Origin of the sequence: Pseudosulfitobacter pseudonitzschiae, from assembly GCF_002222635.1 — a bacterium.
Lineage (GTDB): Bacteria > Pseudomonadota > Alphaproteobacteria > Rhodobacterales > Rhodobacteraceae > Pseudosulfitobacter > Pseudosulfitobacter pseudonitzschiae_A.
This window is the reverse complement of record NZ_CP022415.1, coordinates 2,742,632-2,763,644: the sequence shown is the minus strand read 5'-3', so window position 1 is coordinate 2,763,644 and position 21,013 is coordinate 2,742,632. Positions and strand designations below refer to the sequence as shown.

Here is a 21,013-nt window from a genome sequence, read left to right as displayed (position 1 = left end):
CTTCGCACGCCGATGGCGCGGTAGCTCAGTTGGTTAGAGCGATCGACTCATAATCGATAGGTCGGGAGTTCAAGTCTCCCCCACGCCACCATTTCCAACCAACATTCAGGGCTTTTCCCGATTGCCGTCCGCCCATGCGGCGCGCCTTGGTTTAGGGCTGATGGCTTATAACAGGTCGGGCGCATCGGCGCGGTCGTGCTGGCGCAAACGCGGCAAGGCCCAGCCCGCAATGCTGACTGTCAGAACGATGCGAAACAGATGGTGGACCGTCACCGCCACAGGGCTGATACCCAAACTGAGTGCGACCAGCCCCATTTCGGTCACCCCACCCGGCGCAAGGCTGATGACCAGCGCGATGAACGGCAGGCTTGACCACGGCGCCAGAGCAGAAGCAAAGGCGACGGCTACGGCCAACATCGCGGCCACACTGATGCAGCCGAACCCGAACGCCCGCCCCAGGCTGCGTAGCGACGATCCGGCGAAAAGAGCTCCCAAACCCGCTCCGATCACCAGTTGCGCCGCTGCCAGCAGCCACCACGGGCTTGCCACGTCCAGCACGCCGGAACCGTGGGCAATTGCGCTGAGCAGCATGGGGCCAATCATATAGGACGCAGGCAGGCGCAGTTTGCGGCCCAGCCAGATGCCAATCACGCACAGAATGGCCAGTTCCACCAGATCAAGCAGCCCCGCAGGCGTGGCGTCAAATGACTGCCCTGCGGCGCTGCCAACCACGATGCCGGTCAGTAGGTAATAGGCCGTGGGGATTGCCACAATCACCAGAACGACTCGGGCAAAATGCTGGGTGCTCAGCAGGCGCGGGTCGGCGCCTGCGGCCTCGCCCAGCGTTACGGCTTCGATCAATCCACCGGGCATGGCGGCGAAAAAGGCGGTGGCGCGGTCCAACCGTGCCAGCCTGCGGTAAATCAGAAAGCTGAGCGCGTGGGTGATCACGACAAAGGGGATCACGGCCATCACCGACAACCATAACTGCGGCAATTGTTCCAGCAACGCGGGCGAAAACGTGGCGCCGATCATCACTCCGATCAGCGACACGCAGGCTTTGCGCAGGGTTTGCAGCATGGGCCGCGGCGAGGTGTCGGGCACGCCGGCACTGCGCCAGACCGACCAAGCGCCAACCAGTATCAATGCGCCAAGCAGAAAGGGCAGCGGCACACCCAGCCAGAGCGCAATGGCAGCACCGATCGCACCGATCAGCAGGATCAGACTGGTGGGGCGTAGTTCGGCGTGCAGGTCTGCTAGGGTCATTGGCATGGTGTTCGGCGCTGCTTTCGCGGTGTTTCACGCCATTTGCACAGAGACAGTTGCCGAATTCCAGCCCGCGTGGCGATTCTACTACCGGGGGTCAATGCTGTAGCATGTTGTGGGCTTGGTGGTTTCGCACAGCCATCGTCAGATTTTTCGGGTAAATCAGGGGTGCTTGCTTTAGCCTGTGGCATTATTGTGCCAATTATTTTGCCGCAGGTTCGTCAATTCCCGCAGGAAAACAACACCTGCACGCCGAAGCGGGTCCGAGGTGCTGTATTAAGTGATCCGTCAATAGCCAAAGTTTGTTCTATCTTGCACTATTGTCAAACAGCACCTTTGTTGCGGGTGCGGTTAAAGGTTACAAATTTGGGTGACAGCCCAACAACCTTGCCCTACCAATCGGCCGCAACGACACAAGACCGATGCGCCGCAAGAGTGCATCTTTAGGGAGGAAGACCATGAATATCACGCGTAAATCATTTCTGTCACTGGCAGGCGCCGCAGCGCTGGCGCTGGGGATGGGCATTGCACCTGCGTCCGCGCAAGAGGTCACGTTAAGTCTGCACCAGTTCCTGCCAGCGCAAGCCAACGTGCCCCGTCTGGTACTGGACGTTTGGGCCGACAATGTCGAAAAAGACAGCGGTGGCCGCATCAAGGTGGACCGCTATCCGTCGATGCAACTGGGCGGCACGCCGCCAGAACTGATGGATCAAGCGATTGACGGCGTTGCCGATGTTGTCTGGACCGTTGTGGGCTATACCCCCGGTCGCTATCCGTCGACCGAAGTGTTCGAACTGCCGTTCATGATGACCGATGCCCGCGCCGCAAGCCGCGCGTATTGGGAAATGTTCGAAACGCACATGAAGGACACAGAGTTCAAAGACGTACATATTCTGGGCACTTGGGTACACGGACCCGGCATGATCCACGCCAATCGTGAAGTGAAAGTTCCCGCCGACATGGAAGGCCTGAAAATTCGCGGCGGTTCGCGTCTGATCAACAACTATCTGTCGGAACTGGGTGCAACGCCCGTTGGCATGCCCGTGCCTGCCGTGTCCGAAGGCCTGTCCAAAGGCGTGATCGATGGCACCACGATCCCGTGGGAAGTTACGAGCGCGTTGAAAGTGCCGGAGTTGGTGAAAAACCACACCGAGTTCGAAGGCAAGGCGCTGTATGTTCTGACATTCGTTCTGGCGATGAACAAAGACCGTTATGAGGCGCTGCCCGATGATCTGAAAAAGGTGATCGACGACAACTCGGGTGTGGAATTCTCGGTCTTTGCCGGTGGCACTCAGGCCGATTCTGATGGTCCGGCACGCGAAGCTGCAGTTGCTTTGGGAAACAACATCGTCACCGTGCCCGAAGAAGACGCCAAAGCGTGGCGTGAAGCGGCCCAGCCTGTCTATGACGCGTGGATTGCCGACATGGAGACCAAGGGTATCGACGGTCAGGCCCTGATCGACGAGGCCACCATGCTGATGGAAAAGTACAGCCAGTAACCTGACTGGCACGCTGCTGCGGCGTGTGGAGGCACGCGCCGCAGCACTTTCTCTTCCTGATTACCCAAAACCGGAGTCCTCATGACACGCCTGGTCACCTGGCTTGCCCGTGCCACTGCCGTTCTCGGCGGTCTGGTTCTTGTTTTACTGATTGTACTGACAACCCTGTCGATCGCCGGTCGCAGTCTGAGCAAGCTGTTTCACACAGACTTTGCGCAATCAGCCTTTGGCGGGCTGTCGAACTGGGCAATCAATGCGGGTGTGGGCGAGATCAACGGCTCTTACGAGTTGCTTGAGGCGGGCGTTGCCTTTGCCATTTTCTCGTTCTTTCCGGTCTGCCAACTCTATGCCGGCCACGCGACGGTGGATGTGTTTACCTCGGCTTTGCCTCAGCGTGCGCTGATGGTGTTGCGGGCGTTTTGGGAAATCGTGCTGTCGGTAACGATCGTATTTCTGACATGGCGGCTGTCGGACGGCATGATGCGTTATGTGAACAATGGCGAAACCACGCTGTTTCTCGAATTTCCCGTCTGGTGGAGCTATGCCGCCAGTCTGGCAGCGGCCACCGTCGCCTCTGTCACCGCAGTCTATTGTGCCTGCGCCCGTATCGCCGAAGTGGCCCTGAGCCGTGCGATCCTGCCCAACGACCCGATGGGGAAATAACCGACAATGGAATGGTTTCTTGATCTTTTGCCGCTGGCAGACCTCAGCCGTCTCGAGCTTGGGTTTTGGTCCTTTCCGATCCTGCTGGGGCTGATCTTTTTGCGTGCGCCCATTGGCCTTGCCATGCTGTTGTGCGGATTTGGCGGCTGGTATTTCGCGATGAACGGCAACCCCACGCCGCTGCTGGCCAAGCTGAAGTCCGAGACCTATTCGACTTTTTCCAGCTATTCTTTGACGATCATTCCGATGTTTTTGCTGATGGGCCAGTTCGCCACACTGTCGGGCATGTCTACGGCGCTGTTCAAGGCCGCTGAGAGCTTTCTTGGGCACCGGCGCGGCGGTGTTGCGATGGCCTCTGTCGGGGCCTGTGCAGGTTTTGGCGCGATCTGCGGGTCGTCATTGGCCACTGCCGCCACCATGAGCCGCGTGGCCCTGCCGGAATTGCGCCGCTACGGCTATTCGGGCGGGTTTTCAACGGCGACGCTGGCGGCTGGCGGCACGCTGGGCATCCTGATCCCGCCCTCGGTCATTTTGGTGATTTACGCGATCATCACTGAACAGAACATCGCCAAACTGTTCCTTGCTGCCTTTCTCCCCGGCATCCTTGCGGCGCTGGGTTATGTCATCACCATCTCGATCTATGTGCGTCTCTATCCTGATTCCGCAGGCACCCGCGAACCGCAGCCGATGTCAGAGCGCTGGGCGGCGCTGGCGGAAACATGGCCTGTGCTGTTGATCTTTGGTCTTGTGGTGGGGGGCATCTATGCGGGCTGGTTCACGCCGACCGAAGGTTCTGCCGTGGGTGCTGCGGGCACCGGGCTGGTGGCGCTGGTTTCGGGCAACCTGAACTGGGCGGTGTTCCGCAATTCACTGATCGGCACTGCCAAAACAACCGCGATGATCTTTTTCATCGTACTGGGGGCGGGGTTCTATAACGGCTTTCTGGCGCTGTCGGGCGTGCCGCAATTTATGGCCGATTATGTGCTTGGTCAGGGCTTCAGCCCGTGGATGGTGCTGATCATCATTCTGGTTTTTTATCTGGTTTTTGGCTGCGTGATGGACAGCCTGTCGATGATCCTGCTGACAGTTCCGATCTTTTTTCCAGTCATATCGGTGATGGATTTCGGCATGACACCCGAGCATGTCGCGATTTGGTTTGGCATTCTGGTGCTGATCGTGGTCGAGGTCGGGCTGATCACGCCGCCCGTCGGTATGAATTTGTTCATCATCAACGCGATGGATCGCACCACGCCAATCACCGAGACCTACAAGGCTGTGATGTTCTTTGTCGGTAGTGATATTGTCAGGGTTGCGATCCTTGTCGCCTTTCCTGCCATCACCCTGTTCCTGATCCCCTGAAAGGCGACGCCATGACCCACACGCCAATTCTTGCCCCACATTCGGTGACGCGCGAGAATCGTGCGGATGGAACCATCGTGCTGACCGCCGATACGCCATTGGGCGAGGTGGCGCGCAACAGCGGTGTCTGGCTGGACCATTGGGCGCGAGCCACGCCGGATACCGTTTTTCTGGCCGAACGCTCGGGCGCGGATTGGCGGCGCGAAACCTATGCCAGCGCGCGGCAAAAGGCGCGGGCGATTGCGGGCTGGTTTTTGGGGCAGGGCATGGGGGCGGACACGCCGGTGTTGATCCTGTCCGGCAACAGCATCGACCACGCGCTGCTGACGCTGGGCGCGCACTATGTTGGCGTGCCAACGGTGCCAGTGGCCGAGCAATACACGTTGATCCCTGCTGCGCACGGGCGGCTGGATTATGTGGTGAACCTGATCAAACCCGCGCGGGTCTTTGCCGTTGATGGCGCAGCCTATGCGGCGGGTTTGGCGCGGGCTAAATGCCCTGCAATCGCATCAAGCCCCGGTGAAACGGGGGCGACCCCCTTTGCCGATCTGCTGGCCCATTCCGATGCGGGTGTGGATGCCGCCTTTGCCAAGGTCGGGCCGGATACGGTGGCGAAAATCCTGCTGACGTCGGGCTCTACCTCGGACCCTAAGGGGGTGCTGACCACCCAACGGATGATGACGACCAACCAGACCCAACTGGCCCAAGGTCTGCCGTTTTTGCGCCAGCGCCCACCGGTGATCGTGGACTGGCTGCCGTGGAACCACGTTTTTGGCGGGTCGCATAATTTTAACATGGTGCTGTCGGGCGGCGGCAGCCTGTATATCGACGACGGCAAACCGCTGCCGGCGCTGTTCGGGCGCACTCTTGAGAACCTCGCGATGGTGCCCGGCACGGTCAGCTTCAATGTGCCAGTGGGCTTTGCCCAGTTGCTGACCGCGCTGCGCAGCGATGATGCCCTGCGTGAAAGCTATTTCCGCGACCTTGATATGATCTTTTACGCAGGTGCGTCCCTGCCGCAGGAAACGTGGGTCGGGCTGGAAGAACTGGCGGCCCGGACAGGTCGGCGCGTGCCGTTGATCACCTCGTCGTGGGGGTTGACCGAAACCGCACCCGCTGCGCTGTTGCAACAGGTGCCGACCGAAGGCGCTGGCACCGTAGGCGTGCCACTGCCCGGCGTCACGGTCAAGCTGGTGCCAGATGCCGATATGCGCTGCGACGTGCGGGTCAGCGGGCCGTCGATCATGCAAAGCTATCTGAACAATCCGGCCAAGACCGCTGAAGCTTTTGACGACGAAGGCTTTTTTATCACCGGTGACGCGATGCGTTTTGTCGATGCGGGTGACCCGAACCTTGGGCTGCGCTTTGACGGGCGCATTTCCGAAGATTTCAAGCTGATGACAGGTACATGGGTGCAGGCGGCGAACCTGCGGCTTGTGATGTTGGGGTTGTTGGCCCCTTATGTGGCCGACATCGTGGTGACGGGGCAAGGGCGTGACCAGATCGGGCTGCTGATCGTGCCGAACCGCGCGGCGATCGAAAAGGCGCAGATTGATATGGAAACCGACGGCGGTGCCTGTATCAGCCCCGCGCTGGCCAATATTTTACGCGCCCGTTTGCGCGATAAGGCGACGGAGGCCACAGGCTCTGCCACCCGCGTCACCCGCGCGCTGATTCTGTCAGAGCCGCCCGACATGGGCGAAGGCGAAGTCACCGCCAAGGGCAACATCAACTTCGCCAAGCTGCTCAGCCGTCGCGCGGTGCTGGTGGACCGTCTTTACGATGACGCCGATCCGGCAGCCATTACGATTTAGCGCACGATCTTGCAATAAGTTGCGCAAACGCGCTCATCCTGTTGCGATACTCTGAAATAGGCGCACGATAGCGCATATTTGGGATGTCTTTGGGAGGAGCGTCAATGTGCAGCTTAGCCAGCGCGAATGCAGCCAGCTATTTCGTGGATCGCCATGTTCAAGAGGGTCGCGGCGACAAGGTTGCCTTTCGCGAATACGGCAGCGGGCGCAGCCTGACTTACGAGGCTTTGGAAGAGGTTTCGGGGCGTGTGGCGGCGGCCTTTTCGCAGCATGGAATTGTGCCTGAACAGCGTGTTGCCATGCTGGTGTTGGACACCATCGAATTTCCGCAGATATTCTGGGGCGCGATTAAGGCTGGGGTCGTTCCGGTTCCGCTGAACACCCTGCTGGCTACGTCGGTCTATGACGCGATCCTGCGCGACAGCCGCGCCACCACCTTGTTCGTGTCCGAGGCGCTGTATGACACAGTTGCGCCCGCGCTGGCGGACAATCCGTTTGTGAAGCATGTCATCCTGATCGGTGACGGGGTGCAGGCTGGCACAATTGCCTACCAGACTTTTGTCGAAAGCGCCGAAGCACCCGCAGCGGCTTTTGATGCATGCCCAGACGAAGTTGCCTTCTGGCTCTATTCCTCGGGTTCGACGGGTCAGCCCAAGGGCGTGCACCATATCCATTCCAGCCTGAAGGCCACCGCCGATACCTATGGTGCGCAGGTGCTGGGCGTGCGCGAGGACGATGTTGTGTTTTCGGCGGCGAAGTTCTTTTTCGCCTATGGGCTGGGCAACGCGATGACCTTTCCGATGGCTGCGGGTGCCACCACGGTATTGTTCGCGGGCCGCCCTACGCCGGATGCTGTGATTGACATTCTGAACACCGAAAAGCCAACCATTTTCTGCGGTGTGCCCACGCTTTATGCGGCGATAGTGGCCTTTATGGACAAGAGCGGGCCCCCCGCGGCCCCCTTGCGCAGTTGCATTTCCGCAGGCGAAGCACTGCCCGAGGATGTGGGCAACCGGTGGGAGAAACACACGGGCGTCGAAATCCTTGATGGTGTGGGTTCGACCGAGATGCTGCACATTTTCCTCAGCAACCGCCCCGGCGATGTTGTCTATGGCACCTCGGGTGTGCCGGTGCCGGGGTATTCCGTGCGGCTGGTGAACGAGGCGGGCGAGGACGTGGCCACAGGCGAGGTTGGCGAGTTGTTGGTGCAAGGCGACAGCGCAGCAAGCTGTTATTGGAACCAGCGCGCGAAATCACGCGTCACATTCGAGGGCGTATGGACCCGCACCGGCGACAAATACGAACGCCGCGCCGACGGGCGGTTCATCTACTGCGGGCGCACCGATGATATGTTCAAGGTCTCGGGCATCTGGGTCAGCCCCTTCGAGGTCGAAAGCGCTATCATCAGCCACGCGGACGTGCTTGAGGCCGCCGTGGTGGCTGCGCGGGATGATGACGGGCTGGAAAAGCCCAAAGCCTATGTGGTGCTGAACGCGGGCGTGTCGTCCGAAGGCATCGAGGCGGCGTTGAAAGAGCATGTGAAAACGAAAATCGGCAAATGGAAGTATCCCCGCTGGATCGCCTGCGTCGATGAATTGCCCAAGACGGCAACTGGCAAGATCCAGCGCTTTAAACTACGCGAGGACGCATGATGGACTGGACCAATGGATTTATCGAGATTGACGGGGCATCGTTGGAATACGCCTGCTTTGGCGCAGCTCCGGGGGATGCGCCGACACTGGTGATGCTGCACGAAGGCCTTGGCAGTGTGGCGCAATGGCGCGATCTGCCGCAGCAATTGGCGGACCGGACAGGCTTTGGCGTGCTGGCCTATTCACGAGCGGGCTATGGGCAGTCCAGCGCGGCCGCTTTGCCGCGCCCGTTGGATTATCAAACGCGCGAGGCGGTGGACGTTCTGGGTCCGCTGCTGGATGCGGCTGGTGTGCAGGATTGCGTACTGCTGGGCCATTCCGACGGGGCGACGATTGCCGCGATCTATGCGGGCAGCGTCAGCGACATGCGGGTGCGCGGGCTGATATTGATTGCGCCGCATTTCTTTACCGAAGCGGGCGGGTTGGCGGCGATTGCTGCGACCAAGACCGCCTATGAAACCGGTGATTTGAAACAGAAGCTGGCCAAGTATCACGCCCGCCCCGACAACGCCTATTACGGCTGGCACGACATCTGGACGCATCCCGATTACGCGGCATGGAATGTTGCGGACTGTATCGACCACTGGCGGATTCCGGTGCTGGCGGTGCAGGGCACGGACGATCCCTATGGCACGATGGCGCAGATCGACGAGATTGACGGGCGTATCTATTCGCCGCTGGAAACGCTGGTTCTGGACGGTGTCGGCCATGCGCCGCACCGCGAAGCCACCGAACAGACCGTTGCTGCCATCACCGAATTCTGCGCACGGTTGAAACGTATGGAAGAGGCCGAGGTGGAGCTTGCCTGAGTTACCTGGCGGCACCCCTGCGCCGACGCACGCCTATGTGCCCGGCCAGACGGCCCGCCACCCCGAGGGCTGGTTCGATCCGCTGAAAACCATCGATGCCGACCCTTTTGACAGTCCTGCAATGCGCGCCGGACTGGACTATTTGCACGCCGGCTACTTCTGGGAATGCCACGAGGTGCTTGAAGCTGTCTGGCTGGCGCTGCCCGATCCTTCTGTCGAACGGCATATGGTGCAGGCGGTGATCCAACTGGCTAATGCGCGTCTGAAACTGGCGATGGGGCGACCCAAGGCCACGTTGCGTTTGTGTGTGATGGTGCAGGAACATCTGGTTGCAGGCCGCGCCAGTCGACCGATTCCGGGCGCGACACCGCCCGAGTTGCTGGAATGGGCTGACAATACCGCCGAACTGGCCAAGCGGGTGACAAATGGTGAATTATAGTGCCATAAGGCGGCAGTATTGCGCCTTTGTGTTGGCTGAAATCGCCTAACTTTGTAACTATACTACACAACAAGCCAGTGCAGACCAATATGCACTCCGCCAAAAGGACACTGACACCGTGACCAAAATCATTGATTTTCGCACCGACCCCAGCAAATACCGCCACTGGCGCGTCGCATATGATGGCCCTGTGGCCAATCTGTTCATGGACGTGGACGAAGATGCAGGCCTGTTCGACGGGTATCAGTTGAAGCTGAACAGCTATGATCTGGGTGTGGACATTGAACTGGCTGATGTGGTGCAGCGGATGCGGTTCGAACACCCCGAAGTCAAAGTTGTGGTGATGCAGTCGGGCAAGGACAAAGTGTTTTGCGCCGGTGCAAATATCCGGATGTTGGGCGGCGCCCAGCACAGCCACAAAGTGAACTTTTGTAAATTCACCAACGAGACCCGCAACACCTTCGAGGCCGCTGAGGCCGACAGCGGCCAGAAATACATCGCTGCCGTCAAAGGCGCATGTGCAGGCGGCGGATACGAGCTGGCGCTGGCGTGCAACCACATCATGCTGACCGATGACAGCACGTCGTCGGTGTCTCTGCCCGAGGTGCCACTGTTGGCCGTTCTGCCGGGCACTGGCGGGCTGACCCGCGTTACCGACAAACGCAAGGTGCGCCGCGACCGCGCCGATATCTTCTGTTCGACCGAGGAAGGCGTGCGGGGCAAGCGGGCGCAAGAATGGCGTCTGGTGGACGAGGTTATTGCAAACTCGAAATTCGACGAAACCGTACAGCAGCGGGCCCGCGAGTTCGCCGGCAGCTCGGACAAGGCGGACGTGGCGCAGGGCATCACTCTGAACCCGATTGACCGGCAAATTGCGGATGATGGCAGCGTGTCTTACGAGCTGGTCGAAGTGGTTGTGGAACGCGCCGCCCGTCGTGCTACGATCACCATCAAAGGTCCGGATGAGGCCGCCCCCGTTGATATGAACGCGTTCACTGCCCAAGGCGATGCTGCGTATCTGCTGCGTTTGGCCCGTCAGCTTGATGACGCCATATTGCATCTGCGCCTGAATGAAATGGAAGCGGGCCTGTTGGTGTTCCGCACCCAAGGCGACCCCGAAGGTTTTGCAGCGCATGAAGCGTTGTTAATGGACAACGCTGGTCACTGGCTGGCCAACGAAGTGCTGAAGTATTGGAAGCGTATCCTGAAACGGATTGACGTGACCTCGCGCAGCATGGTGGCGCTGGTCGAACACGGATCGTGCTTTACCGGTATCCTTGCTGAAATCCTGTTCTCGGTGGATCGCAGTTACATGATGGAAGACGCCTTTGACGGGGACAACCGGCCGATGGCGACGATCACTCTGACGGGTGCGAATTTCGGCCCGATGCCGATGTCGAACGACCTGACCCGTCTGGAAACCCGTTTTCTGGGAGAACCCGAAGCGGTAGACAAAGCCAAGGCAGCCATGGGCGAGCAGCTAGAGGCCGAAGAGGCCGAAGAACTGGGTCTTGTGACCATGATCCTTGATGACATCGACTGGGAGGACGAGATCCGCATCTTCATGGAAGAGCGCGCCAGCTTCTCGCCCGATGCGATGACAGGGATGGAGGCCAACCTGCGCTTTGCCGGACCGGAAACGATGGAAACCCGCATCTTCGGCCGCCTGACTGCTTGGCAAAACTGGATTTTCAACCGCCCCAACGCGGTTGGCGCAGATGGCGCGCTGCAACGCTACGGCACGGGCAAGCGCGGCGATTACAACATGGAACGCGTGTAACTGAACCTTTGGTGCGCAGCCGCGTGCCATCTCGAAAACCGCAGGTGCCAGAGGCGCACCGACAGGGAGAACGAACATGATGGACCTGATCAACGTAAGCTATGACACCCAGATTCCCAACAACGTGGGGCTGAGCCAGGATAAGAAAGTGCTGAAGGCGCTGGAAAAATGGCACCCGGGTTACATCAACTGGTGGAACGACCTGATCCCGCAGAATTTTCAGGAATCGATGGTTTACCTGCGCACCGCTGTCAGCGTGGACCCCAAAGGCTGGGCCAAGTTCGATTATGTGAAGATGCCGGAATACCGCTGGGGCGTGCTGCTTGCCCCCGAGGTCGAGGGCCGTACGATTCCGATGGGTGAACATTACGGCGAACCCGCTTGGCAAGAGGTTCCGGGTGAATACCGCAACATGCTGAAACGGCTGATCGTGATTCAGGGCGACACCGAACCCGGATCGGTCGAACAGCAACGCTTTCTGGGTCTGACCGCGCCGTCGCTTTACGACATGCGCAACCTGTTCCAAGTGAACGTGGAAGAGGGCCGCCACCTGTGGGCGATGGTCTATCTTCTGCAAAAATACTTTGGCCGTGATGGCCGCGAAGAGGCTGACGATCTGCTGGTGCGGTCGTCCGGATCGGACGAAGCACCGCGTATGCTGGGGGCGTTCAACGAGGAAACGCCCGACTGGCTGTCGTTCTTCATGTTCACCTATTTCACCGACCGCGATGGCAAGATGCAGCTTGAATCGCTGGCGCAATCGGGCTTTGACCCGCTGTCGCGCACCTGCCGTTTCATGCTGACCGAAGAAGCGCATCACATGTTCGTCGGCGAAACCGGTGTGGGTCGTACGATTCAGGCAACGCTGGAAGCGATGGCGAAACACGGCATTACCGACCCGTATGACATCAACAAAATCCGCGATCTGGGTGTGATCGACCTGCCGACGATCCAGAAAAAGCTGAACCTGCACTATACGTTGTCGCTGGACCTGTTCGGCCAAGAGGTATCAACCAACGCTGCCAATGCCTTCAACTACGGTATCAAGGGCCGGTACATGGAGCAGCGGATCGACGACGATCACAAGTTGCAGAACGACACCTATGCCGTCACCTCGATCAAGGACGGCAAGATCGTAACCGAAGAGGTGCCCGCCCTGACAGCGATCAACATGCGTCTGCGTGATGATTATGTGCGCGACGCTGCCGGTGGTGTGGGCCGTTGGAATAAACAGATCGCCAAAGCGGGTGTCGATTTCGAACTGAAACTGCCGCACGAAGGCTTCCACCGTCAGATCGGCGTATTCTCGGCCGTGGCCGTGGACCCCGATGGCAATATCATCTCGTCAGAGGAATGGGCCAAGCGTCAGTCGGAGTGGCTGCCGACCAAGGCTGATGGCGATTATATCCAGTCGCTGATGAAGCCTTGCTATGAACCCGGTCAGTACGCGTCGTGGATTGCAGCGCCCAAAGTCGGGATCGACAACAAGCCCGGCGATTTTGAATACGTCAAACTGCACATGGCCTGATGCCTTGACCCAAGGCAGGGTATATCCTGCCTTGGGCGCACGCATTTCCCCTCTCGCTCAGGAGACGACCCATGCAAACCAAACGCGCCGTGGCATATGCGCCGCAAACCCATGCGCTGGCCGCTGATCTGGCCACGCTTGAAGGCCCCTGTGTCGGCTGCAAAGGCTGCGAAGGGCTGTGTCAGGCGCTGATCGACGCTGTGCTTGTCCCCGACATGATTCTGAACGGACGCACAGTATGAACAAGCCGTTGAAACAGCACCTGATCGACCCCGAGATTTGTATACGCTGTTACACCTGCGAAATGACCTGCCCCGTGGGCGCGATCGAGCATGACGACAATAATGTCGTGGTGGATGCGACCAAATGCAACTTTTGCATGGATTGTATTCCGGTTTGTCCCACAGGGTCGATTGATGAATGGCGTGTAGTGGAAACCCCTTATTCGCTGGAACAGCAATACGAATTCGAAGAACTGCCCGACCAGCAAGAGATAGAGACAGCGGCCCCGTCAGAGGGAAGCGACGAGGTTGCCGATCCCATCGCGGCGCTTTTGGCCGAGGCGCATCAGGGCGCGGGTGGCAAGGCGCGTGCCCCTATCAGCGCGGCCAAGGCGGCGGTGAATATGTACAACCTCGGCAAGCCGGCCAGGATGACGGTGCAGGGCAATTACCGACTGACAGACGATCCTGACCATGATGTGCGCCACATTATCCTTGATCCCGGCGCGCTGCCGTTTCCAGTACTTGAGGGGCAGTCCGTGGGTATCATCCCGCCCGGCAAGGATGCCGAGGGTAACGCCCATCTGCCGCGCCTTTATTCAATCTCAAGCCCCCGCGACGGGGAACGCCCCGGCTATCACAATATCTCGCTTACGGTGAAGCGTGAGGACGGGGGCCTTGCCTCGAACTATCTGTGCAATCTGGCGCAGGGCGACACTGTGAATGTCACCGGCCCGTTTGGCGCAACTTTTCTGATGCCCAACGACACCAAGGCGCGGCTGCTGATGATTTGTACCGGCACCGGATCGGCCCCCATGCGCGCCTTTACCATGCAACGGCAACGCAGCAATGCAACTGCGCAGATGACCATGTTCTTTGGTGCCCGCACACCTGACTCGCTGCCCTATTTCGGTCCGCTCAAGAAAATACCCGAAGCACAAATGAAACAGCATCTGGTTTTTTCGCGCACCGGTGACAAGGAATATGTCCAAGATCGCATGGTAGCCGAAGAAGAGGCGGTTGCCGATTTGCTGGCCGACGAAAATACGTATATCTACATTTGTGGCCTGAAGGGTATGGAGGAGGGCGTGGAACTCGCGTTAACCTCGATCTCCGAAAGTATCGGGCAGCAATGGACCGCTTTGCGCGATGTGATGCGCGAAGAGGGTCGATATCATGTGGAAACCTACTGACGTGCCAGAAAAAAACCCGCCTTTTGTCCATGAAATCCGAGTGGCATGGGGCGATTGCGACCCCGCGCGCATTGCCTATACCGGCCGCCTGCCGGTTTTCGCGCTGGACGCGATCAATGCATGGTGGGAGGCGCATCTGGACGGTGACGGCTGGTTCCAACTGGAACTGGACCGCAATGTGGGGACGCCGTTCGTGAACCTGTCGATGGATTTCCGCAGCCCCGTCACCCCGCGCCACCGGTTGATGTGTACGGTCTGGCCGCAGCGTCTGGGCGAGAAATCCATTACCTTCCGTGTGGACGCGCACCAAAACGGGGTGCTGTGTTTCGAGGGCACGTTTACCTGCGTCTTTACCGTGGCCGATATTTTTAAAAGCCAGCCCGCACCACCCGACATCCGCGCGGTGGTCGAGCCGTTGATCCGGCCATGATGCGTGATGACTGACCAATCCAACACACCCACCAACAACCCGCTGATCCAGCGGTTGGCCGCGCGGGTGCGCGAGGCCCGCAAGGCGCAGAAACTGCCGCGCCGTACATTGTCGGACCGCTCTGGTGTGTCACCACGGTATCTGGCGCAACTGGAATCGGGACAAGGCAATATTTCGATCCTGCTGCTTGCGCGCGTGGCCGATGCACTGGGTGTGTCTGTGTCGGCGTTGTTGGCGGATGATGCGCCGCTCAGCGATGACACATTGCGCGTGGCGCATCTGTTTCAGTCTGCGGGGCCGGATGTTCAGGGGCGCGTGCGCGCGATGCTGGCGCCGAATGCCCCCGGCGGGGCGCGGGCACAGCGCATCTGTCTGGTGGGCCTGCGTGGCGCGGGTAAATCGACACTGGGCAAGGCCGCGGCGGCAGCACTTGGTATCCGGTTTCTGGAACTGAACAAGATGATCGAGACTCAGGCCGGTATGCCGGTGTCCGAGGTAATGGCGCTGTATGGCCAAGACGGCTATCGCGATCTGGAGCAGGAAGTGCTGAACGATGTGATCGAAAGCGAAAGCCGGCTGATCCTTGCAGTTGGCGGCGGTATTGTGGCCGAAGAGCACACCTTTGGCACCTTGCTCGAGCGCTTTCATACGGTCTGGGTGCGCACCAGCCCAGCCGAACATATGGCCCGCGTCCGCGCCCAGGGCGACCTGCGCCCGATGAGGGACAATCCTGCTGCGATGGACCAGCTCAAGGCGTTGCTGACCGCCCGCACGCCGCAATATGAGCGCGCGCAGGCGCAGGTCGATACGGCCAATCGTCCTGTGCAGTCGTCGGTGAACGACCTGCTGGCCGTGATTGCCAAACACCGTTTTGTCGAAAGCATTTCCGTTTGATCAAGGCTGAAATCACAGCCGCCCTGCAAGACAGTTTTTGGTCGGCGGCAGATCATTTGCTGATGTTCCACACCAACCCGTGGGAACTGGACGAGGCACTGCTTGCCGCTGGTTACGGAATGGGCCCCTGCGAGGCGATGGATTTGCTGGGGCTGGATCTGGTGCTGGCACGGCGGCAGGTTTCTCCATCGCCCATTCTGCCGCGTATTGTTTCCGAAGGGCGCATGGGCAAGAAAGCCGGCGTCGGCCACTACCGCTATCCCGGTGGCGGCGGCGCGGTGATCGACCCGCTGATCGAGGATCTGATTTTGGAAGAGGCATGGTTCGCCAAGGCCACGCGGTATGAACTGCCCGACGCAGAACTGGTGGTGCGGATGCAGGCGGCGCAGGCGGCAGCGGTGGCGCAGTTGCTGGATCAGGGTATTGAACAGGATGACCTTACCAAAGCCTGCCGGACCGCACTTCACGCCCCATAGCCCTGTCGCAAAAAGGGGCGGCGCACGGCATCCCGATCTGTTCCCTTGCCTGCTTAGACCCAAGCCATCTCGGCGGGCCGGAACTCGAACGAGATGTGGTGGCCCGCGCCGACCAGCCCCTTGCGGGTGAAGTTATTCAGCGACCGCCAGTAGGGCTGAATGGTGACGCCGTCATCTTGCAATATCTTCTCGCCAATCTCCATCAGTTTGCGGCGCGCATCCGCGTCGGGTGTCGCCAGTGCCTTGGTCAGGTTCTCGTCGAAATCGGGGTTGGAATAGCCAAATTCGTTCCACGCTTCACCCGTGCGATACGCCAGCGCCCAGGTTTGCACGCCAAGGGGGCGGTGATTCCAGTCGGTCGACGAGAACGGATATATGTTCCAGTCGTTCCAAAAGGTTGAACCGGGCAAGATGGTTCGTTTGACCTTGAAGCCCGCGTCGCGCAGTTGCGCGGCCACCGCGTCGGTGGTGTCCTTGCGCCATACATCGTCAATCGAAATCAGTTCATGCTCGAAATCGGCCATACCGGCCTCTTCCATCAGGGCTTTGGCCGCTGCCGGATTCACAACGCGCGGGGGCAGCTCGAAATACTCGGGATGCATCGGGCCGATGTGGTGGTTTTCAGCAGGCATGCCGCGCCCGCCATAGCCCAGTTCCAGCAGTACCGCGTTGTCGACTGCCATGCTGATGGCCTGACGCACGCGCTTGTCTGCATAAGGCTTTTTACCGCCAATTTCGGCCAGTTGATTGGGCCGGATCACGATGGTGGCAGCGGTCACGATCTCGTTCTGCACCCAACCGTCAAGCGTGGTCATAATGTCGATGAATTCGCTTTCAATCGAATACATCCCGTCCACTTCTCCGGCCTCGGCTGCTGCCACCCAAGAAGTGGGGTCGGTGCCGTAGTCGATATAGGTCAACTTGTCGATATACGCGCCGTTGCCTTCGTTCCACCATGTGTGGTCGGTGTTCCGCTCAAGCACGGCACGCACACCAACGACAAGCTCTGTGGGCAGATAGGGGCCGGTGCCGACAGGGTTTTCGATCATGGTCTCGGGGGCGAATCCGGCCGGCACGATGGCCGCAGGATAGTCTGCCATGCCCGGAATTAGCGAGATGTCAGGTGCAGGAAGGTTCAGCTTGACGGTGTGATCGTCCACGATCTCGATGGCACCGTCCAGCGCCTTGCCGGTATCTTCGTCGATGATGGTGGCAAAACGGCCAGCCATCGAATTGCCTGCGACGTCTTTTTCACACCAGCCCGCGATATTGCGTGCCACGTCGGCGGCGGTAAATGCGGTCCCGTCGTTCCACGTCACACCCTTGCGCACGTGCAGGGTGTATTCGGTGGCATTGTCGTTAATGTCCCAGCTTTCCAGAAGCTGCGGCTTGAAGGTGCCGTCGTTTTCATAGGACACAAGATATTCCAGCCAGCCGCGCGAAAAGTTCGCGATCTGCGACCAGTCGAACGTGCGCGGATCTTTCATCGCGCGCACTTCCATTTGAATGCGGACTTCGCCGCCTGTCTTTTGGCTTTCGGCATTGGCAGGCGCTGCCATGCCCAACATGCCGTATGCCGTGGCGGCGGTGGCACCGAAGGCGCTGGCCAAGGCCAGAAATTCACGGCGGTCCACAGCATTGGGACCGATCTTTTGGGCTTGATTCGTGATCGTTGCAGGCAAGGGATGCCCTGTGCGAGTCAAAAACGTCATTTTGCTCCTCTCTTTTGACACCGGCTGCCCGGGCAAAGATGTCTTATGTGCATGCCACGCAGGGATGCGCGCACATGGTGTTGCAAATTGCCCGTACAGAACATCGCCCCGTTCAGAATGTAGGTTGAATTCAAATATTCAAACCTGACCCGTCCACTTATCGGCCAAAAAGCGCTGTCTTTGAAACAGCGCCTCTGTTTGACAGAACTTGCGCAGTGCGGATCGGAAATCCCGCTCGGGGGTTAAACCGGAGAAGCGGCCTGGCGGGCCTCTTGCAGCAGGGCTGCGATACGGTCGGCGTCGGCGACCTCATTGATCAGCATCAGCACAAGGCGGGCATTCAATGCGTGGCTTTCGGCTTCGGACAGGCCTTCGTGGGCGTGCATGAGGGCGGTGTAGATGCTGTCGCCCTGCGGGCCAAGGTTGTCTTGAAGGATCATTGTGTCTGTCCTTTGGCGCGGGCCAGTGCGGGGTTGATCTGGTCGGTGTCGCTGCTGTCGAAACGGGCGCAGATATGGCCGTCGGGGCGGATCAGGTAATAGCCTGCGCCATAACGCTGGACCAGTTCGGGGCCGGGGTCCGTGATATGCAGCGCGCGAACGCCATCGACTTGCGGGGCTGGATCGTCACCAAAGCTGAGCAGGGTAAAAGCACCCTGCGCACGTTCGATCAGCCAGCCATCGCTGGTCGGGGCGTCGATCAGGGATTGGCCGACCAGCGGGTGTTCGCCGCTTTGCAATGGCATGCCGTGCAATGAACAAGGCTGCGACAGACGGCCCGAGTTGATCAGCTTGCGCGCGAAGGGGTGGGTTTCGGCAAGGTTCAGAACCTCATTGCGAAACAGTGCCTCGATGGGGGTTTTGGGCGTCATGAAGTTGGTGGCACGGGATGAGTTCAAGATGTTCTCGGAAGAGCCGTGGCTGCGTTCGTCATGATAGCTGTCCAGCAGGCTGGCGGGTGCATCGCCCGACAGCACAGCCGCCAGTTTCCAACCCAGATTGTCCACGTCCTGAATGCCGCCATTGCCGCCACGCGCGCCAAAGGGTGATACCACATGGGCACTGTCACCGACGAACAACACGCGATTGTGGACGAAATTTTCCAGCTTGGCACAGCGGAATTTATAAACGCTCATCCAGTCCAGCCGGAACGGCGTGTCGCCGACGATGGCCTTGATCCGCGGGATCACCTTTTCTTCGGTGGCCTCGGCCTTTGGGTCGGTATCGGGGCCCAGTTGCAGGTCAATCCGGTAGATGTTGTCGGGCTGCTTGTGCAGCAACGCGGATTGGCCGTGGTGAAAGGGCGGCGCAAACCAGAACCAGCGTTCGGGGCTGTCGGTTTCAAACGGGCTTTTCTGCATTTCCACATCGACGATCAGAAAATGCTCTTCGAAGGTCTGGCCTTCGAATGATAATTCCATACGTTTGCGTGTGGGCGAAGCAGCCCCTTCGGCGGCGATGTAGTAATCGGCCTCCAGTTGATAGGGACCGTCGGGGGTTTCGATGTCGATTACGACATGATCACCGTTGTCGGTGTGTCCCGTCACCTTGTTGAGAAAGCGCAGGTCGATCAGATCGGGAAATTCCTGCGCCCGTTCCACAAGGTATTGTTCGACATAGTATTGTTGCAGGTTGATGAAGGCGGGGTATTTATGGCCCTCTTCGGGCAGCAGATCAAAGCTGTAAACCGGCTTTTCGCCATGAAACAGGCGACCTACTTTCCATGTCACGCCCTTGGCCAGCATCCGGTCACCCACACCGAGGCGGTCAAAGATTTCCAGCGTCCGCTTGGCCCAGCAAATGGCCCGCGATCCGACCGAAACCACGTTGTTGTCGTCCAGCACCACAGATTTCACACCGTGTTGCGCCAGATCAATCGCCATCGCAAGGCCAATGGGGCCTGCGCCCACGATCGCGACAGGGTGGCGTGGCTCGGGCGCGGTCAGGCCCGCAGGGGCTGTGTAGGGAAAGGCGGCGTAGTCATAGGCCATGAGCGGGGTCCTTCAGGGGCGGATCGGGGCGAAAATTGCGCTAAGCCCGACGATAAGGAAAAGCATTGCGGTGATTGCCATCAACCGCTTGAAATCACGGGGGCGGCTGCGCGCCCAGTCGCGCCATGCGGGCAACACGGCAAGGGGACCGGGCCACGTCTTGCCGCTGTTGGCGACGGCAAAGCGACGGGCCTGAAAAAGGGCGCGGAACATCAAAAAGGCCCAGAGGGCAAAAACTGTCCCCAGCGCCGTCAGGATCACCGCGCCCCAAGTCGTCATGATTGCAGGTCTTCCCACATTTCGACGTCGCGCTTGTCGGTCCAGATGCGGGGATGCGCGATGCCGCGTGCCTCGTCATAGGCGCGGGCGACGTTGAAAGGCAGGCAATGCTCGTAGATCGCGTAATCGGCGAACTTGGGGTCGCAAGCTTCGCGCACGGCGTTCCATGCGTCCTTGAGTGATCCGCCGCGTGCTGCAACACGGGCGGCGGCGGCATAGGTGCTGTCGACGAAATCACGGGTGTTTTCGATGGCGGCGTTTACCATTTCCTGACCCACCAGTGCATCGCCACGGCCCGGCGCGATGGCATCGACGCCGTAGGCTTTGATCTTGTCCAGCGTGGCACCCCATTCGCCAAAATAGCCGTCGCCGCAATAGCAGGCCGAGTGGTATTCGACGATGTCGCCAGTGAACATGACGTTCTGGTCGGGGACATGGGCCACGATGTCACCCGCAGTGTGGGCACGGCCCAGATGCATCAGGTCGACGCGGCGGTTGCCCAGATAGACGGTCATCTTGTCATTGAAGGTGGTGGTGGGCCACGTCAGGCCGGGGATGCTTTCGTGACCTTCGAATAGACGGGGGAAGCGCTGGAATTCGCTGTCCCAGTCCTCTTGGCCGCGTTCTGCGACCATGCCGCGCGCCATGTCGGACATGATGACCTGATTGGCGTCAAAGGCCGACGCGCCCAGCACGCGGACTGCGTGATAGTGGGTCAGCACGACGTGGCTGATCGGTTTGTCGGTGACGCTGCGCACGCAGTCGATGACCTTGTTTGCCAGGCGCGGGGTGGCCTGTGCCTCGATGATCATCACGCTGTCGTCGCCGATGATGACGCCCGAGTTCGGGTCGCCTTCTGCGGTGAAGGCATAAAGACCCTCGCCGACTTCGGTGAACGAGATTTTCTTTTCGGTCATGTCCCCTTGGGACGCGAATGCCTTGGCCATGAGTGTGGTCCTTTTTGGTCGGTGCCGGAGCCTCCGGCGGGAGTTTTTTTAGCAAGATGAAG

At 59.6% G+C, this 21,013-nt stretch carries 20 protein-coding genes and 1 tRNA gene; 15 read left to right on the top strand and 6 right to left on the bottom strand.

Features of this window, described 5'->3' with window-relative positions:
- Positions 1-14 precede the first annotated feature (14 nt).
- Positions 15-91, top strand: a tRNA-Met gene (locus SULPSESMR1_RS13620).
- 74 nt (positions 92-165) lie between these two features.
- On the opposite strand, the gene SULPSESMR1_RS13615 is transcribed toward SULPSESMR1_RS13620, so the two are convergent.
- On the bottom strand, positions 166-1,266 hold the full coding sequence (locus SULPSESMR1_RS13615; protein ID WP_157729017.1) for an AbrB family transcriptional regulator: 1,101 nt from the start codon (positions 1,264-1,266) through the stop codon (positions 166-168).
- Positions 1,267-1,724: 458 nt separating this feature from the next.
- On the opposite strand from SULPSESMR1_RS13615, the gene SULPSESMR1_RS13610 reads away from it, so the two are divergent.
- The 14 genes from SULPSESMR1_RS13610 (at position 1,725) to SULPSESMR1_RS13550 (ending at position 16,023) form a co-directional block, all read left to right on the top strand.
- Complete coding sequence (locus SULPSESMR1_RS13610) at positions 1,725-2,765, top strand: TRAP transporter substrate-binding protein (protein ID WP_089421317.1); 1,041 nt, start codon at positions 1,725-1,727, stop codon at positions 2,763-2,765.
- 81 nt (positions 2,766-2,846) lie between these two features.
- A complete protein-coding gene (locus SULPSESMR1_RS13605) occupies positions 2,847-3,428 on the top strand; it encodes a TRAP transporter small permease (RefSeq protein WP_089421316.1) in 582 nt (193 codons plus the stop codon).
- Between the two features lie 6 nt (positions 3,429-3,434).
- Complete coding sequence (locus SULPSESMR1_RS13600) at positions 3,435-4,787, top strand: TRAP transporter large permease (protein WP_089421315.1); 1,353 nt, start codon at positions 3,435-3,437, stop codon at positions 4,785-4,787.
- A gap of 11 nt (positions 4,788-4,798) precedes the next feature.
- Positions 4,799-6,601 carry a feruloyl-CoA synthase gene (locus SULPSESMR1_RS13595; protein ID WP_089421314.1) on the top strand — a complete coding sequence of 601 codons (1,803 nt, stop codon included), beginning with the start codon at positions 4,799-4,801 and terminating at the stop codon, positions 6,599-6,601.
- Positions 6,602-6,705: 104 nt separating this feature from the next.
- Complete coding sequence (locus SULPSESMR1_RS13590; protein WP_089421313.1) at positions 6,706-8,253, top strand: benzoate-CoA ligase family protein; 1,548 nt, start codon at positions 6,706-6,708, stop codon at positions 8,251-8,253.
- On the top strand, positions 8,250-9,062 hold the full coding sequence (locus SULPSESMR1_RS13585; RefSeq protein ID WP_089421312.1) for an alpha/beta fold hydrolase: 813 nt from the start codon (positions 8,250-8,252) through the stop codon (positions 9,060-9,062). The genes SULPSESMR1_RS13590 and SULPSESMR1_RS13585 overlap by 4 nt, the downstream gene beginning before the upstream one ends.
- Positions 9,055-9,501, top strand: coding sequence for a DUF309 domain-containing protein (locus SULPSESMR1_RS13580; protein ID WP_089421311.1), 447 nt, complete (start codon positions 9,055-9,057; stop codon positions 9,499-9,501). Before SULPSESMR1_RS13585 ends, SULPSESMR1_RS13580 begins: the two co-directional genes overlap by 8 nt.
- Positions 9,502-9,619: 118 nt before the next feature.
- The gene (gene boxC / locus SULPSESMR1_RS13575; RefSeq protein ID WP_089421310.1) at positions 9,620-11,281 is read left to right on the top strand and encodes a 2,3-epoxybenzoyl-CoA dihydrolase; all 1,662 of its coding nucleotides are present in this window, start codon (positions 9,620-9,622) and stop codon (positions 11,279-11,281) included.
- Positions 11,282-11,357: 76 nt separating this feature from the next.
- Positions 11,358-12,809, top strand: coding sequence for a benzoyl-CoA 2,3-epoxidase subunit BoxB (gene boxB, locus SULPSESMR1_RS13570; RefSeq protein WP_089421309.1), 1,452 nt, complete (start codon positions 11,358-11,360; stop codon positions 12,807-12,809).
- A gap of 71 nt (positions 12,810-12,880) precedes the next feature.
- A complete protein-coding gene (locus SULPSESMR1_RS25250) occupies positions 12,881-13,051 on the top strand; it encodes a hypothetical protein (RefSeq protein WP_198362799.1) in 171 nt (56 codons plus the stop codon).
- Entirely contained in the window at positions 13,048-14,223 is a 1,176-nt protein-coding gene (gene boxA, locus SULPSESMR1_RS13565; protein ID WP_089421308.1) for a benzoyl-CoA 2,3-epoxidase subunit BoxA, read from the top strand. Before SULPSESMR1_RS25250 ends, boxA begins: the two co-directional genes overlap by 4 nt.
- Positions 14,207-14,653: an acyl-CoA thioesterase gene (locus SULPSESMR1_RS13560; protein WP_089421307.1), complete on the top strand. Its 447-nt coding sequence runs from the start codon at positions 14,207-14,209 to the stop codon at positions 14,651-14,653. Before boxA ends, SULPSESMR1_RS13560 begins: the two co-directional genes overlap by 17 nt.
- A gap of 6 nt (positions 14,654-14,659) precedes the next feature.
- Positions 14,660-15,547, top strand: a complete 888-nt coding sequence (locus tag SULPSESMR1_RS13555) for a helix-turn-helix transcriptional regulator (RefSeq protein WP_089421306.1) — start codon at positions 14,660-14,662, stop codon at positions 15,545-15,547.
- Positions 15,544-16,023, top strand: coding sequence for a 3-hydroxyacyl-CoA dehydrogenase family protein (locus tag SULPSESMR1_RS13550; protein ID WP_089421305.1), 480 nt, complete (start codon positions 15,544-15,546; stop codon positions 16,021-16,023). Before SULPSESMR1_RS13555 ends, SULPSESMR1_RS13550 begins: the two co-directional genes overlap by 4 nt.
- 53 nt (positions 16,024-16,076) lie before the next feature.
- Here SULPSESMR1_RS13550 and SULPSESMR1_RS13545 read toward each other — a convergent pair whose 3' ends face one another.
- From SULPSESMR1_RS13545 to SULPSESMR1_RS13525, 5 genes are all read right to left on the bottom strand, one after another.
- Complete coding sequence (locus tag SULPSESMR1_RS13545; protein WP_089421304.1) at positions 16,077-17,735, bottom strand: ABC transporter substrate-binding protein; 1,659 nt, start codon at positions 17,733-17,735, stop codon at positions 16,077-16,079.
- Positions 17,736-17,977: 242 nt separating this feature from the next.
- Positions 17,978-18,175: a DUF2783 domain-containing protein gene (locus SULPSESMR1_RS13540; RefSeq protein WP_089421303.1), complete on the bottom strand. Its 198-nt coding sequence runs from the start codon at positions 18,173-18,175 to the stop codon at positions 17,978-17,980.
- The gene (locus SULPSESMR1_RS13535) at positions 18,172-19,725 is read right to left on the bottom strand and encodes an FAD-dependent oxidoreductase (protein WP_089421302.1); all 1,554 of its coding nucleotides are present in this window, start codon (positions 19,723-19,725) and stop codon (positions 18,172-18,174) included. The genes SULPSESMR1_RS13540 and SULPSESMR1_RS13535 overlap by 4 nt, the downstream gene beginning before the upstream one ends.
- Before the next feature lie 12 nt (positions 19,726-19,737).
- On the bottom strand, positions 19,738-20,004 hold the full coding sequence (locus SULPSESMR1_RS13530) for a hypothetical protein (RefSeq protein WP_089421301.1): 267 nt from the start codon (positions 20,002-20,004) through the stop codon (positions 19,738-19,740).
- Positions 20,001-20,951 (bottom strand): MBL fold metallo-hydrolase, encoded by a 951-nt coding sequence (locus tag SULPSESMR1_RS13525; protein ID WP_089421300.1) that lies wholly within the window; start codon positions 20,949-20,951, stop codon positions 20,001-20,003. Before SULPSESMR1_RS13525 ends, SULPSESMR1_RS13530 begins: the two co-directional genes overlap by 4 nt.
- Between the last annotated feature and the right edge of the window lie 62 nt (positions 20,952-21,013).